Below are 14,598 nucleotides of genomic sequence, written 5' to 3'. Positions count from 1 at the left end.
GATGGCGCAGAAACACACACACAGCGGTGGTTTGCAGGCGCAAACCACCACGCCATGCGCAGTTGCCGCCGTTTTGCTGCGCAGCATGGTCATCAGCACTACACACAAAGCCTGCAATGCGCCATACACTACAGGTAGTGTCCAGCGCTTAATAAAACACTACATGTAGTGTGAGGTGGTTGCCGGCGGCTCAGTGGTACCGGTATGCCCAGCGCTGTTTCTCCGGCTTTTCACGCACCACAGAGAGGACATCATGAGCGCTGCTTCGCTTTCCGAGCATCGGTCCGCCCCGGCCGCCAGCTCGCGCACCCTGGATGGATTTACCGTACTGCCGGACTACCAGATCATGCGGCGCAACGGAGCAGTCGTCCCTTTCGAGCCCCCCAAGATCACCACCGCCATCATGAAAGCCTTTCTGGCCGTGCATGGCAGCCAGGGCTCGGCATCCGCCAGCGTGCGCGAAGTGGTCGAGAACCTGACCCACACGGTGGTGCGTGCGCTGATGCGCTCGCGCCCGGGCGGCGGCACCTTCCATATCGAAGATGTGCAGGACCAGGTCGAGCTCGGTCTGATGCGCGGCGGCAACCATGAGGTGGCACGTGCCTATGTGCTGTACCGCGAGCGCCGCAACCAGGAGCGCGCCCAGCTCCAGGCCCAGCACACGCCCGCCCATGCCAGCTTGCATGTGCAGGACCGGGGTCAGCAGGTGCTGCTCGATGTCAAAAAGCTCCATGACCGCATTGCCGCAGCCTGCCAGGGCCTGGGCCAGGATGTCGACCCCGCGCCCATCCTGAGCGAAACCCTGCGCAACCTCTATGACGGCGTCCACATGGACGAGGTGTTCAAGGCCTCCATCCTCGCCGCCCGCACCTTGATCGAAAAAGACCCGGACTACAGCTTTGTCACCGCGCGCCTGCTGCTGCACACCATCACGCGCGAGGTGATGGGCCAGGACGTCAGCAGTGCCGACATGGGCGCGGCCTACCGCAGCAGCTTCCCCGGCTTTGTCGCGCAAGGGGTGGAACATGAACTGCTCGCCCCCGAGATGCTGGACTTTGACCTGCCGCGCCTGGCTGCCGCCCTCCAGCCCGAGCGCGACCTGCAGTTTGACTACCTGGGTCTGCAGACGCTGTATGACCGCTATTTTCTGCATGTAGGCCAGCAGCGCATCGAGCTGCCCCAGGCCTTCTTCATGCGCGTGGCCATGGGCCTGGCGCTGAAGGAGGACGACCGCAATGCAAGGGCCATCGCGTTCTATGACCTGCTCTCGTCCTTTGACTTCATGTCGTCCACACCCACCCTGTTCAACAGCGGCACCCTGCGCTCGCAGCTGTCGTCCTGCTACCTGACCACCGTGGCCGATGACCTGGGCGGCATCTACGATGCGATCCGCGAAAACGCGCTGCTGTCCAAGTTCGCCGGTGGCCTGGGCAATGACTGGACCCCCGTGCGTGCGATGGGCGCCCGCATCAAGGGCACCAATGGCCAGTCGCAAGGCGTGGTGCCTTTTCTCAAAGTGGTCAACGACACGGCCGTGGCGGTCAACCAGGGCGGCAAGCGCAAGGGCGCCGTCTGCGCCTACCTGGAGACCTGGCACCTGGACATCGAGGAATTTCTGGAGCTGCGCAAGAACACCGGCGATGACCGCCGCCGCACCCATGACATGAACACCGCCCACTGGATCCCCGATCTGTTCATGCAACGGGTCATGGAAAAAGGCCTGTGGACCTTGTTCTCCCCCTCCGATGTGCCCGATCTGCATGACCGCTTTGGCCAGGACTTTGAACGGGCCTATACCGCCTACGAGGCCCGGGCCGCGACCGGCGAGCTGGCGCTGAGCAAGACCGTGCCCGCGGTCGATCTGTGGCGCAAGATGCTATCGATGCTGTTCGAGACCGGCCACCCCTGGATCACCTTCAAGGATGCCTGCAACCTGCGCTCCCCACAGCAGCATGCCGGCGTCGTGCACTCGTCCAACCTCTGCACCGAGATCACGCTCAACACCAGCGACACGGAAACCGCCGTCTGCAACCTGGGCTCGGTCAACCTGGCACGCCACCTGAAAGACGACGGCCAAGGCGGCCTGGCGCTCGACCATGACAAGCTCAAGCGCACCATCACGACGGCCATGCGCATGCTCGACAACGTCATCGACATCAACTACTACGCGGTGGGCAAGGCACGCGACTCCAACCTGCGCCACCGCCCGGTGGGCCTGGGCATCATGGCCTTCCAGGACAGTCTCTACCAATTGCACATTCCCTACGCCAGCGATGCGGCCCTGCAGTTTGCCGATACCTCGATGGAGGCGGTCTGCTACTACGCCTACTGGGCATCGACCGAGCTGGCGCGCGAGCGCGGTGTCTACAGCAGCTACCCCGGCTCGCTCTGGAGCCAAGGCATTTTGCCGCTGGACACGCTGGACCTGCTTGCCCAGGCGCGCGGCCAGGCCGGCTATGTGCAGGTCGACCGCAGCATGCAGCTGGACTGGGAGGCACTGCGCCGCAAGATCGCGCAGGACGGCATGCGCAACTCCAACTGCGTGGCCATTGCGCCCACGGCCACGATCTCCAATATCGTCGGTGTCGATGCCTCGATCGAGCCCTCGTTTGGCAACCTCTCGGTCAAGTCCAACCTCTCGGGCGAGTTCACCGTGATCAACCAGTACCTGGTGCGCGACCTCAAAGCGCTGGGCCTGTGGGACGATGTGATGGTCATGGACCTCAAGCATTTCGATGGCTCGCTGCGCCCCATCGACCGCGTGCCCCATGCACTCAAGGCGCTGTATGCCACGGCCTTTGAAGTCGATCCGGTCTGGCTGGTGGAAGCGGCCTCGCGGCGCCAGAAATGGATAGACCAGGCGCAAAGCCTCAATATCTATATGGCAGGGGCCTCGGGCAAGAAGCTCGACGACGCCTACAAGCTTGCCTGGGTGCGCGGCCTCAAGACCACCTACTACCTGCGCACCACCAGCGCCACGCAGGCCGAGAAATCCACCATCCAAAGCCGCGTGCTCAATGCCGTGCCCAGCAGCCATGCCTCGCCCGTTGCCCAGGCTGTCGCCAACGCCGCCGCTGCTGCATCGCAGTCCGCCGCGCCCGGCACCGACATCCGCTTTTGCGCCATCGATGACCCCGGCTGCGAAGCCTGCCAGTAGACCTCGCTGACCGTCTGAACTTGGCCGCAACTGCGGCCCCCTATCAGGAGCATTCATCCATGCTGAGCTTTGAAGAAGATTCGATGGACGCGCTGGCCACACCAGCCGCGCCGGCCACCACGGCGGCCTCGCCCTCTGCATCGCCTGCCGCATCCCCAGCCGCCACATTCAAGCGCGTCCATGCCGCCGACAAGCGCATCATCAACGCCAAGACCGATGTCAACCAGCTGGTGCCTTTCAAATACAAATGGGCCTGGGAGAAATACCTGGCCACCTGCGCCAACCACTGGATGCCCCAAGAGGTCAACATGACGCGCGACATCGCGCTGTGGAAATCGCCCCATGGCCTGACCGAGGACGAGCGCCGCATCGTCAAGCGCAACCTGGGCTTTTTCGTCACCGCCGATTCGCTGGCAGCCAACAATATTGTGTTGGGCACCTACCGCCATATCACTGCGCCGGAGTGCCGCCAGTTTCTGCTGCGCCAGGCCTTTGAGGAAGCCATCCACACGCATGCCTACCAGTACATCGTGGAGTCGCTGGGCCTGGATGAGGCCGAGATCTTCAACGCCTACAACGAGGTCCCCTCGATCCGCAACAAGGATGCGTTTCTGATCCCCTTCATCGAGGCGATCATGGACCCCCACTTTCAGACCGGCACGCCGCAGACCGACCAGACCTTGCTCAAGAGCCTGATCGTTTTTGCCTGCCTGATGGAGGGTCTGTTCTTCTATGTCGGCTTCACGCAGATCCTGGCGCTGGGCCGCCAGAACAAGATGACGGGCGCAGCCGAGCAGTACCAGTACATCCTGCGCGACGAGTCCATGCACTGCAACTTCGGCATCGACCTGATCAACCAGCTCAAGCTGGAGAACCCGCAGCTGTGGACCGCCGCGTTCAAGGACGAGATCAAGGCCTTGTTTATTCAAGCAGTCGAACTTGAATACCAATATGCCGAAGACACGATGCCCAGAGGTGTGCTGGGCATGAACGCATCGATGTTCAAAGGCTACCTGCGCTACATCGCCAACCGCCGCGCAACGCAGATCGGCCTTGAAGCTTTGTACCCCAACGAGGACAACCCTTTCCCGTGGATGAGCGAGATGATCGACCTGAAAAAGGAGCGAAATTTCTTCGAGACACGGGTCATCGAATACCAGTCCGGTGGCGCGCTTTCCTGGGATTGACGCCGACCTTGATGTGCAAACCCCGTCAGAATGTGGTTTTCCTGAGAGAAAACTGTGAAATTTGGCGTCTTTATTGAGGTTTGCACTATGCCAGTTGCTAGCAGCTGATGCACAATTCAGTTTGCTATCAAAACTTCGTGTCGAATTCAATCAGGCATGAAGTCTGCTTTCTAAATTGACCCGAAGGAGAAGAGCATGGCAACGTCCAAAGCAAGCAAGAAAACTGCTGACACCAAGGCAACTGCCAAGAAGGCAGTTGCAACCAAGGCAGCCGCCCCCAAGGCAGCTGCAAAGCCCAAGGCCGCTGCCAAGCCAGCCGCCACCAAGGCAGCTGCAAAGCCTGCTGCCAAGGCCGTCGCCAAAAAGGCCGCTGCTAAGCCAGCCGCCAAGAAGGCCGCCTCCAAGCCCGCAACCAAATCCACCGCAGCTGCCAAGACTGCCGTGAAGAAGGCTGCCGCTCCTGCGAAGAAGGCCGCAGCTCCTGCCAAGAAGGCTGCTGCTCCCGCCAAGAAGGCCGCTGCTCCTGCGAAGAAGGCTGCTGCTCCTGCGAAGAAGGCTGCTGCTCCTGCGAAGAAGGCTGCTGCTCCTGCGAAGAAGGCTGCCGCTCCAGCTAAGAAGGCTGCTGCTCCTGCCAAGAAGGCTGCAGCTCCTGCCAAGAAGGCCGCTCCAGCTAAGAAGGCTACAGCTCCTGCCAAGAAGGCCGCTGCTCCAGCCAAGAAGGCTGCAGCTCCTGCCAAGAAGGCTGCCGCTCCAGCTAAGAAGGCCGCTGCTCCTGCGAAGAAGGCTGCCGCTCCTGCGAAGAAGGCTGCCGCTCCTGCTAAGAAGGCTGCTGCTCCAGCTAAGAAGGCTGCTGCTCCAGCCAAGAAGGCCGCTGCTCCAGCCAAGAAGGCTGCCGCTCCTGCCAAGGCTCCAGCACCCGCCAAGAAGGCCGCTGCTCCTGCCAAGGCCCCTGCTGCTGCCAAGGCTCCAGCACCTGCGAAGAAGGCTGCTCCCGCCAAGAAGGCTGCCGCTCCTGCCAAGGCCCCAGCGGCTGCTGCGCCTGCTGCTGCAGAGCCTGTCAAGACCGTGCTCAGCACCAATGCTGCTTGGCCTTTCCCCACCAACAGCCGCCCACAATAAGACCACCAAGCCGGGCAACCTGCCCGGGTGCCGCAAGGCACCGCTTGGTCACCAAGGCAACGCGATGCGTTGCCTTTTTTCTTGTCTGTCGTGCGGCGCTTTTCATGTCTGGCTACAAGGCCTCCCAAATGCCAGACAATACGGGCTCATGAATGATGCCCTTCCCACACCGCCAGCCAGCGCGCATGCAGCCACTGCCGCGATGGCACGCAAACCCAGTGCGGCCCGTCTGCGCAAGATTGACATGATCCTGGGCTCGGCAGAGCGGCATTTCGCATTGCTGGGTTTTGAAGGTGCACCGCTGGAGCAGATCGCGCAGGACGCAGGCTTTAGCCGCCACAACCTGCTGTACTACTACCCCAGCAAAGAGGCGCTGTACCAGGCGGTGCTGGCCTCGGTGATCGATGACTGGCTGGGCCATATGACAGGCCTGTCCAAGGACGGCGAGCCGGCCCAGCAGATCCGCCAGTACATCCGCGAGAAATTCGAGTTTGCGCGCACCCGCCCTTATGGCAGCCAGCTGTTCACCAAGGAGATGATTGCCGGCGCGCCGTTTGCCGCCTCTGCGGTGCGCGAGCGCATCGCACCGTTGCTGGCAGCCAATGTGGCAGCGTTTGCGCATTGGGCCGGGCAAGGCCGGATCGCGCCGGTCAATTTCCAGCACCTGATGTTCAGCATCTGGGCCATCACCCAAGGCTATGTCGACCAGCAAACCCAGTTTGCGCTGCTGCAGAACAAGGCCGCACTGGACGCAGGTGACTTCGCCCAGGCCGAGGCCTTGCTGGTGCAGATGCTGTCGGCCACGCTCAAGATCGAACTGCCCGATTGAACAAGGACCTGCGGCCCCTGGTGCAGCGCTTGTCCCCCGTGCTGCATGTCGCATTTGCCTGTACATATCCAAATTTGATAGCAACATTCCAAGCATCCATCGATGCTTGCGCAAATCCAGTGCTGAGGGATCGCGATCCGACAGCACAGCCCCCTGGATTTTTTAGCCCCCGCAGTCTTGAACTGTCATCAAATGACCTTATTATTAGCACTCGAAGGGGTAGAGTGCTAAAACCACCACTTCTCAGAAATTTTTGCGTATTTGGCGCGGCATCTGCCGGGCCATCTTTCATCAAAACCTGGTATTGATATTGAAGGAGTTGTTATGAACCTGCGTCCTCTGCACGATCGCGTGATCGTTAAGCGTCTGGAAAACGAAACCAAGACCGCTTCGGGCATCTACATCCCCGACAACGCTGCTGAAAAGCCAGACCAAGGCGAAGTGCTGGCCGTTGGCCCAGGCAAGAAGAACGACAAGGGCGAGTCCATCACCCTGGGCGTGAAGGTCGGCGACCGCGTGCTGTTCGGCAAGTACTCCGGCCAATCGGTCAAGGTGGACGGCAACGAACTGCTGGTCATGAAAGAAGAAGACCTGTTCGCTGTCGTAGAGAAGTAATGCAGTGGCGCTGCTGCGAATGGCTGCAGCGCGCTCGATGCCCTGACCGGGCAAACTCTCCCAGTTTTCATAGCTGCTGACCCTTGCGCAAGATGCGCTCCAGCAGCCCCATTGATTCAGATTTTAGGAGCCAAAAATGGCAGCAAAAGACGTAGTATTCGGCGGTGAAGCACGTGCACGCATGGTTGAAGGCGTGAACATTCTGGCTAACGCCGTCAAGGTGACCCTGGGCCCTAAGGGCCGTAACGTGGTGCTCGAGCGTTCGTTCGGCGCCCCTACCGTGACCAAGGACGGTGTGTCCGTGGCCAAGGAAGTGGAACTCAAGGACAAGCTGCAGAACATGGGCGCCCAGCTCGTGAAGGAAGTGGCCTCCAAGACCAACGACATCGCTGGTGACGGCACCACGACCGCTACCGTGCTGGCCCAAGCCATCGTGCGCGAAGGCTCCAAGTACGTGGCCGCTGGCCTGAACCCGATGGACCTGAAGCGCGGTATCGACAAGGCTGTCGCCGCCCTGGTGGAAGAGCTCAAGAAGCAATCCAAGGCCACCACCACCTCCAAGGAAATCGCCCAAGTCGGTTCGATCTCCGCCAACTCCGACGAATCCGTGGGCAAGATCATTGCTGACGCGATGGACAAGGTCGGCAAGGAAGGCGTGATCACCGTGGAAGAAGGCAAGTCGCTGGACAACGAACTCGACGTCGTTGAAGGCATGCAGTTCGACCGTGGCTACCTGTCGCCCTACTTCATCAACAACCCAGAAAAGCAAGCCGCGATTCTGGACAACCCCTTCGTGCTGCTGTTCGACAAGAAGATCAGCAACATCCGTGACCTGCTGCCTACGCTCGAAGCCGTGGCCAAGGCCGGCCGTCCTCTGCTGATCATTGCAGAAGACGTCGAAGGCGAAGCACTCGCTACCCTGGTGGTCAACACCATCCGTGGCATCCTGAAGGTTGTGGCTGTGAAGGCTCCAGGCTTCGGCGACCGCCGCAAGGCCATGCTGGAAGACATCGCCATCCTGACCGGCGGCAAGGTGATCGCTGAAGAAGTGGGCCTGTCGCTGGAAAAGGTGACCCTGGAAGACCTGGGCCAAGCCCAACGCGTCGAAATCGGCAAGGAAAACACCACCATCATCGACGGTGCTGGCCAAGCTGCTGAAATCGAAGCCCGCGTGAAGCAAATCCGCGCTCAGATCGAAGAAGCCACTTCCGACTACGACCGTGAAAAGCTGCAAGAGCGCGTGGCCAAGCTGGCCGGCGGTGTTGCCGTGATCAAGGTGGGCGCTGCCACCGAAGTCGAAATGAAGGAAAAGAAGGCCCGCGTGGAAGACGCCCTGCACGCTACCCGCGCTGCTGTGGAAGAAGGCATCGTGGCCGGTGGTGGCGTGGCTCTGCTGCGCGCCAAGCAATCCGTGGGCGCGCTGGCTACCGGCAACGCCGAGCAAGACGCTGGTATCAAGCTGGTGATGAAGGCCATCGAAGCGCCTCTGCGCGAAATCGTGGCCAACGCCGGTGGCGAGCCATCGGTGGTGGTCGATGCCGTGCTCAAGGGCACGGGCAACTTCGGCTTCAATGCGGCCAACGACACCTACGGCGACATGCTGGAAATGGGTATCCTGGACCCAACGAAGGTGACCCGCACCGCGCTGCAAAACGCTGCGTCCGTGGCTTCGCTGCTGCTGACCACCGAGTGCATGATTGCTGAAGCCCCCAAGGCTGACGCAGCACCTGCGATGCCCGACATGGGCGGCATGGGTGGTATGGGCGGCATGGGCATGTAATTGCCCCGGCTGTCATAGCGCACCATCAAGCCTGCAAGCAAGCTTGCGGGCTTGGTGCCAGACACCAAAAAACCCGGCACCGTCAAGGTGGCCGGGTTTTTTATCGTCTCTGGCTCAGCCAGTCCATCCGCACCGACTCAGCGGCCGGCGCGCTCCAGCATCGCATGCAGCAGCACATTGCAGCCTGCGGTGATGTGCTCGGGCTTGGCATCTTCAATCTCGTTGTGCGAGATGCCATCCTTGCAGGGGATGAAGATCATGCCCGCAGGCGCCAGGCGCGCCATATAGACGGCATCATGGCCGGCGCCGGAGACGGCATCCATGTGCGAGTAACCCAGCATCTGCGCGCCGCGCCGCACGGCATCGATGCAATCGGCGTTGAAGGGCTGGGCGGTGTAGCTGGACACCAGATCGATCTTGATCGGCAGGCCGGTCTCGTCGCTGATGCGCGCGGCCACCGCGCGGATGTCCTGGTCCATGGACTCGCAGTCGGCATCGGTGGCATTGCGCAGGTCGATGCTGAATTTCACCTCGCCCGGAATCACATTGCGGCTGTTGGGGTGCACATGCACCATGCCCACCGTGCCGCGCCCGTGCGGCGGGTGGCGGTGCGCGCAGGCCACCACTTCCTGCATCACCTGGGTGGCAACCTGCAAGGCATCCTTGCGCAGCGCCATCGGCGTGGGGCCGGCATGCGCCTCCATGCCGGTGACGGTGCAGTCATACCAGCGGATGCCCAGCACACCGGTGACCACGCCAATCGTCTTGTCATGGTCCTCCAGCACCGGGCCCTGCTCGATATGGGTTTCAAAGTAGTAGCCGATCGGGTGGTCACCGGGCTCCTGCGGGCCGATATAGCCGATGCGCGCAAGCTCGTCCTGCACGGTTTTGCCGTCGGTATCCTTGGCGGCATAGGCATGCTCCAGGCTGAAGGCCTTGGCAAACACGCCCGAGCCCATCATCACCGGCACAAAGCGCGAGCCCTCCTCGTTGGTCCAGAACGCGACCTCGATGGGCGCCTCGGTCTCGATGCCATGGTCATTGAGCGTGCGCACCACCTCGATGCCGGCGAGCACCCCATAGTTGCCATCAAACTTGCCACCCGTCGGCTGGGTGTCGATATGGCTGCCGGTCATGATCGGCGGCAGGCTGTTGTTGCGGCCCGGGCGGCGCATAAAGCCATTGCCGATCTTGTCGATGGTGACCGTCATGCCCGCCTCCTTGGCCCAGCGTGTCACCAGGTCGCGCCCCTGGCGGTCCAGGTCGGTCAGGGCCAGGCGGCACACGCCCCCTTTGGCGGTGGCACCAATCTGGGCCAGCTCCATCAGCGATGCCCAGAGCCGGTCGCCATTGATGCGCAGCTGGCTGGTATCGGTCTTCACTTTCGTGTCCATGCTTGGTCTCCTTGTTTCATTGCGCGCGGGCCACGGCCGTCGGCGCCGTCTCTTGCGCCCGCCTTTGCACCGCCTGGAAGTTGGGGCCGAAGGCCGGCCGCTTGAAATACTGGCCCGCACCCTTCTCGGCCCGCAGCTCGCCATTGGCATACACCAGCCGGCCCCGGCTGATGGTGTGGCTGGGCAGGCCCGTCACCTGCCGGCCTTCAAAGATGTTGAAATCGCCCTTGGAGTGCTGGGTCTTGGCCGACAAGGTCTTGGTCGCCTTCGGATCCCAGAGCACCACGTCGGCATCGGCGCCCACGCCGACAAAGCCCTTGCGTGGATAGACATTGAAGAGCTTGGCCGTGTTGGCCGAGGTGATCGCGACAAACTCGCTGGGCGTCAGGCGCCCGGTGTTCACCCCGGCATCCCAGACCACGGCCATGCGCTCTTCAACGCCACCAGTGCCATTGGGCGTCTTGGCAAAATTGTCCTTGCCCACGGCCTTTTGCTCGGCGCAGAAGGTGCAGTGGTCCGTCGCCGTGGTGTGCAGGTGCCCGGCCTGCAGGCCGCGCCACAGCGCCTCCTGGTGCTCCTTGGGGCGGAACGGCGGGCTCATCACATAGGCGGCGGCCGTCGCGTAATCAGGATGGCGGTAGACGCTGTCGTCAATCGTCAAATGGCCGGCCAGCACTTCGCCGTAGACGCGCTGGCCGCGCGCCCGGGCACGGGCAATGGCGTCGGCCGCCTCAATGCAGCTCACATGCACCACATAGATGGGTACGCCCAGCACATCGGCAATCGCAATCGCCCGGTTGGCGGCCTCGGCCTCCACCATCGGCGGGCGCGACAGCGGATGGCCTTCCGGGCCGGTGATGCCCATGCGCGCCACCTCCTGCTGCAGCAGGTAGACCAGCTCGCCGTTTTCGGCATGCACGGTGGGCATGGCACCCAGCTCCAGCGCGCGCCGGAAGCTGTTGACCAGGGTTTCGTCGTCGCACATGATGGCGTTCTTGTAGGCCATGAAGTGCTTGAAGCTGTTGATGCCTTCGTCGCGCACCAGCCGGCCCATGTCCTCGCGCACCTGCTCACTCCACCAGGTCACCGCCACGTGGAAGGAGTAGTCGGCCGCCGACTTCTCGGCCCAGCCGCGCCACTTGCGGTAGGCGTCCATCAGCGGCTCCTGCGGCGCGGGAATCACAAAGTCGATGATGCTGGTGGTGCCACCGGCGAGGCCAGCGGCGGTGCCAGTGAAGAAGTCGTCAGCCGTGACCGTGCCCATGAAGGGCAGCTGCATATGGGTGTGCGGATCGATACCGCCGGGCATCACATACTGGCCACTGGCATCCAGCGTTTCGGTGCCAGCCGGCGCCTGGGCCGCAGCCCCCTCACCGACGGCCACGATCTTGCCGTCCACCAGCAGCACATCGGCGCGCTCTTCACGGTCCGCATTCACGACGGTACCACCACGGATCAGAAGGGGGTGGCAGGCTGTGCTCATCATGTCTCTCCTTGGTTCAGATCACAAAAACGGCGGCAGCTGCGCTCAAGCGCGCCGCAGCATGGCCTGCGAAGCCGCCACATGGCTGGCCATGCCGATGCGGTAGACCACACCGGCAATGAACAGGCCGATAAACCAGGCATAGGCATACAGGTCCTTGAAGATCGCTCCCACATCGGGGAAGCTGGCAGGAAACGCGGCATTGAGAAAGCCCGGAATATTGGGCGCCACGCCGCAGGCAAATGCGGCAACAGCCACCCAGTTCCAGCCGCCGGAATAGCTGTATTTGCCGCCCTCGCGGTAGAGCTCGTCCACATCGAGCTGGGTGCGGCGGATCAGGAAGTAGTCGACCATCAGGATCCCCGCGATCGGGCCGAGCAACGCCGAGTAGCCGATCAGCCAGGTGAAGATATAGCCCTGGGTGGACTCCAGAATCTTCCAGGGCATCATCAAAATCGCAATCGCCACGGTGATGTAGCCGCCGGTGCGGTAGCTGATGCGCTTGGGGTTCAGCGCAGAAAAGTCGTAGGCGGGGCCCACCAGGTTGGCGGCCAGATTGACGCTCACCGTATCGACCAGCAGCACGATGAGGGCGATGAGCACCGCAGCGCCGGTCATGCGCGCGGCCACATCCACGGGGTCCCACAGCGCCTTGCCATAGATGACCACGGTGGCCGAGGTGACGATCACCGCCAGGGCCGCCAGCAGGCCCATGGGCACCGGCAAGCCGATGGCCTGGCCCACGATCTGGTCCCGCTGCGAGCGGGCAAAGCGGGTGAAGTCGGGAATATTCAGCGCCAATGTGGCCCAAAAACCAATCATGGCTGTGAGCGACGGCCAGAAGGTGCCCCAGAACTGACCGGCCTTCGCTTCGCCGGCTGCAAAGGCCGACGGCTTGCTCAGGATCGGGCCAAAGCCGCCCGCCTTGTCATACACCCACCACAGCAGCACAAAGCAGATCACGATCTTGGCCGGCGCCGTATAGGTCTCGAGCTTGCGGATGGACTCGATGCCATGCACCACAAAGTAGAACTGGATGGCCCAGAAGACCAGGAAGCAGACCAGCTGCGCCACATTGATGCCCAGCCAGGAGATCTTCTCGCTCTCGAGCGGATGGCCCAGGATCACGCCGAGCAAGGTGTAGATCATCAGGCCACCAAACCAGGTCTGGATGCCATACCAGCCGCAGGCCACCAGCGCGCGCAGCACGGCAGGCAGCTTGGCGCCCCGGGTGCCGAAGGAGGCACGGGCCAGCACCGCATAGGGGATGCCGTATTTGGCGCCCGCATGCCCGATCAGCAGCATCGGCACCAGCACAATCAGATTGGCCAGAAACACGGTCATGACCGCCTGGAACGCCGACATGCCGCCTTCAACCAGACTGGCAGCCAAGGTGTAGGCCGGAATGCACATCACCATGCCTATCCACAACGCCGTGAAGTGGTACCAGGTCCACGTTCGCTGCGAGGCTTGCGTGGGTGCGAGGTCGTCGTTCCAAAGGCCACCGGCTTCGCTGCCGGCGGCACCCCTTGCTTGCGCGTCATGGGACATTGCTCACTCCTTGAGAGGTGTTATCGATAGGTTCTAAGCGTCCAAATCCAAAGTCTTGGTTTCCATCCTGTAGCACATCGGGTCATGCAAAAAGCGCGCCACCGCAAGGGACGGCGCGCTCGCCGCTCAAGGGGAGATCTGCGCGGCCACCCGTGACGGGTTGTTGGGGTGGGTGGTCCAGTTCGCGTACTCGCCGGTGACGGTCTTGCCGGTGCGCGCATCCACCTCGCCGGGCTGCAGACTGCGCATCGAGATCGTGTCGGGCACCGGGCAGATCGACACGCAAAGGTTGCAGCCCACGCATTCGGCCTCGTTCACCTCAAAGCGGCGCTCACCGGCCTCACCCTTTTGGTAGAAGATGGCCTGGTGCGAGGTGTCTTCGCAAACCACATGGCAGCGCCCGCACTGGATGCAGCTGTCCTGGTCGATCACGGCCTTGTCGATGTGGTTGAGGTTCAGGTCCTTCCAGTCCCTGACGGTGGGCACGGCGCGGCCCTGGAAGTCCTCGATGGTCTTGAAGCCATGCGCGTCCATGTAGTGCGACAGGCCATCACACATGTCCTGCACGATCTTGAAGCCATAGACCATCGCAGCGGTGCAGACCTGCACCGTGCCGCAGCCCAGCGCAATGTATTCGGCCGCATCCTTCCAGGTGGTGATGCCGCCAATGCCGGAGATCGGCAGGCCAGCGGTTTGCGGATCACGGGCGATCTCGGCCACCATGTTCTGCGCAATCGGCTTGACTGCCGGGCCGCAGTAGCCGCCGTGCGAGCCCTTGCCATCGGTGCTGGGGTGCATCACCAAGGTGTCCAGGTTCACGCCCATCACCGAGTTGATGGTGTTGATCAGCGACACCGCATCCGCCCCGCCCGCCTTGGCCGCGCGCGCCGGAAAGCGCACATCGGTGATGTTGGGCGTGAGCTTCACAATCACCGGCAGCCGGCTGTAGTGCTTGCACCATTCGGTGACCATCTGGATGTACTCGGGCACCTGGCCCACGGCAGCGCCCATGCCGCGCTCGCTCATGCCGTGCGGGCAGCCAAAGTTCAGCTCAATGCCATCGGCGCCCGTGTCCTCCACCATCGGCAGGATGCGCTTCCAGCTCTCTTCGACGCAGGGCACCATCAGCGAGGCGATCAGCGCGCGGTCGGGCCAGGCCCGCTTCACCCGGGTCATCTCCTCCAGGTTGATCTGCAAGGGACGGTCGGTGATCAGCTCGATATTGTTCAGGCCCATGACGCGCCGGTCCTGCGACATCAAGGTGGAGTAACGCGGTCCGTTGACGTTGACCACATGCGGGTCCTCGCCCAGCGTCTTCCAGACCACACCGCCCCAGCCCGCCTCGTAGGCGCGGGTGACATTGATCTCCTTGTCGGTCGGCGGCGCAGAGGCCAGCCAGAAAGGGTTAGGGCTGCGGATGCCCAGAAAATTGCTGCGAATATCGGCCATGGCGACTCCTTGGTTCGGTGGATAAAGGGCTGGG

General features: G+C 62.4%; 10 protein-coding genes. 6 read left to right on the top strand and 4 right to left on the bottom strand.

Annotation, left to right across the window (positions count from 1 at the left end; all coding sequences use genetic code 11):
* Positions 1 to 253: 253 nt before the first annotated feature.
* The 6 genes from WH367_RS03630 to groL all read left to right on the top strand — a co-directional run bounded on the left by WH367_RS03630 (position 254) and on the right by groL (position 8,687).
* Entirely contained in the window at positions 254 to 3,157 is a 2,904-nt protein-coding gene (locus tag WH367_RS03630; protein WP_339534300.1) for a ribonucleoside-diphosphate reductase subunit alpha, read from the top strand.
* A gap of 59 nt (positions 3,158 to 3,216) precedes the next feature.
* Positions 3,217 to 4,344 carry a ribonucleotide-diphosphate reductase subunit beta gene (locus WH367_RS03625; RefSeq protein ID WP_445228063.1) on the top strand — a complete coding sequence of 376 codons (1,128 nt, stop codon included), beginning with the start codon at positions 3,217 to 3,219 and terminating at the stop codon, positions 4,342 to 4,344.
* A 195-nt stretch (positions 4,345 to 4,539) separates the two neighbouring features.
* The gene (locus WH367_RS03620; protein WP_339534299.1) at positions 4,540 to 5,463 is read left to right on the top strand and encodes a hypothetical protein; all 924 of its coding nucleotides are present in this window, start codon (positions 4,540 to 4,542) and stop codon (positions 5,461 to 5,463) included.
* Positions 5,464 to 5,611: 148 nt separating this feature from the next.
* On the top strand, positions 5,612 to 6,292 hold the full coding sequence (locus WH367_RS03615; RefSeq protein WP_027010630.1) for a TetR family transcriptional regulator C-terminal domain-containing protein: 681 nt from the start codon (positions 5,612 to 5,614) through the stop codon (positions 6,290 to 6,292).
* Between the two features lie 324 nt (positions 6,293 to 6,616).
* The gene (locus WH367_RS03610) at positions 6,617 to 6,907 is read left to right on the top strand and encodes a co-chaperone GroES (RefSeq protein ID WP_021025779.1); all 291 of its coding nucleotides are present in this window, start codon (positions 6,617 to 6,619) and stop codon (positions 6,905 to 6,907) included.
* A gap of 136 nt (positions 6,908 to 7,043) precedes the next feature.
* Positions 7,044 to 8,687 carry a chaperonin GroEL gene (gene groL, locus WH367_RS03605; protein ID WP_339517284.1) on the top strand — a complete coding sequence of 548 codons (1,644 nt, stop codon included), beginning with the start codon at positions 7,044 to 7,046 and terminating at the stop codon, positions 8,685 to 8,687.
* A gap of 137 nt (positions 8,688 to 8,824) precedes the next feature.
* Here the strand turns inward: groL and WH367_RS03600 are convergent, their stop codons facing one another.
* The 4 genes from WH367_RS03600 to preA form a co-directional block, all read right to left on the bottom strand.
* Entirely contained in the window at positions 8,825 to 10,081 is a 1,257-nt protein-coding gene (locus WH367_RS03600; RefSeq protein WP_339534296.1) for a Zn-dependent hydrolase, read from the bottom strand.
* Positions 10,082 to 10,097: 16 nt separating this feature from the next.
* The gene (hydA, locus tag WH367_RS03595; RefSeq protein ID WP_339534294.1) at positions 10,098 to 11,564 is read right to left on the bottom strand and encodes a dihydropyrimidinase; all 1,467 of its coding nucleotides are present in this window, start codon (positions 11,562 to 11,564) and stop codon (positions 10,098 to 10,100) included.
* Positions 11,565 to 11,609: 45 nt separating this feature from the next.
* Positions 11,610 to 13,115 (bottom strand): NCS1 family nucleobase:cation symporter-1, encoded by a 1,506-nt coding sequence (locus WH367_RS03590; RefSeq protein ID WP_021025783.1) that lies wholly within the window; start codon positions 13,113 to 13,115, stop codon positions 11,610 to 11,612.
* Positions 13,116 to 13,241: 126 nt separating this feature from the next.
* Positions 13,242 to 14,564 carry an NAD-dependent dihydropyrimidine dehydrogenase subunit PreA gene (gene preA, locus WH367_RS03585; protein WP_021025784.1) on the bottom strand — a complete coding sequence of 441 codons (1,323 nt, stop codon included), beginning with the start codon at positions 14,562 to 14,564 and terminating at the stop codon, positions 13,242 to 13,244.
* Positions 14,565 to 14,598 lie beyond the last annotated feature (34 nt).

The organism is Comamonas sp. MYb21, from assembly GCF_037479395.1.
In the GTDB taxonomy this organism is placed as follows: Bacteria; Pseudomonadota; Gammaproteobacteria; order Burkholderiales; family Burkholderiaceae_C; genus Comamonas.
The sequence above is the reverse complement of the archived record's forward strand: the minus strand, read 5'-3'. Positions and strand labels throughout refer to the sequence as shown.

Bases quoted from the DNA above. Each gene is read 5' to 3' on its own strand.
- WH367_RS03600 (WP_339534296.1), bottom strand. From the start codon at position 10,081: ATGGACACGAAAGTGAAGACCGATACCAGCCAGCTGCGCATCAATGGC.
- hydA (WP_339534294.1), bottom strand. From the start codon at position 11,564: ATGAGCACAGCCTGCCACCCCCTTCTGATCCGTGGTGGTACCGTCGTG.
- preA (WP_021025784.1), bottom strand. From the start codon at position 14,564: ATGGCCGATATTCGCAGCAATTTTCTGGGCATCCGCAGCCCTAACCCT.
- groL (WP_339517284.1), top strand. From the start codon at position 7,044: ATGGCAGCAAAAGACGTAGTATTCGGCGGTGAAGCACGTGCACGCATG.
- WH367_RS03590 (WP_021025783.1), bottom strand. From the start codon at position 13,115: ATGTCCCATGACGCGCAAGCAAGGGGTGCCGCCGGCAGCGAAGCCGGT.
- WH367_RS03630 (WP_339534300.1), top strand. From the start codon at position 254: ATGAGCGCTGCTTCGCTTTCCGAGCATCGGTCCGCCCCGGCCGCCAGC.
- WH367_RS03625 (WP_445228063.1), top strand. From the start codon at position 3,217: ATGCTGAGCTTTGAAGAAGATTCGATGGACGCGCTGGCCACACCAGCC.
- WH367_RS03620 (WP_339534299.1), top strand. From the start codon at position 4,540: ATGGCAACGTCCAAAGCAAGCAAGAAAACTGCTGACACCAAGGCAACT.
- WH367_RS03610 (WP_021025779.1), top strand. From the start codon at position 6,617: ATGAACCTGCGTCCTCTGCACGATCGCGTGATCGTTAAGCGTCTGGAA.
- WH367_RS03615 (WP_027010630.1), top strand. From the start codon at position 5,612: ATGAATGATGCCCTTCCCACACCGCCAGCCAGCGCGCATGCAGCCACT.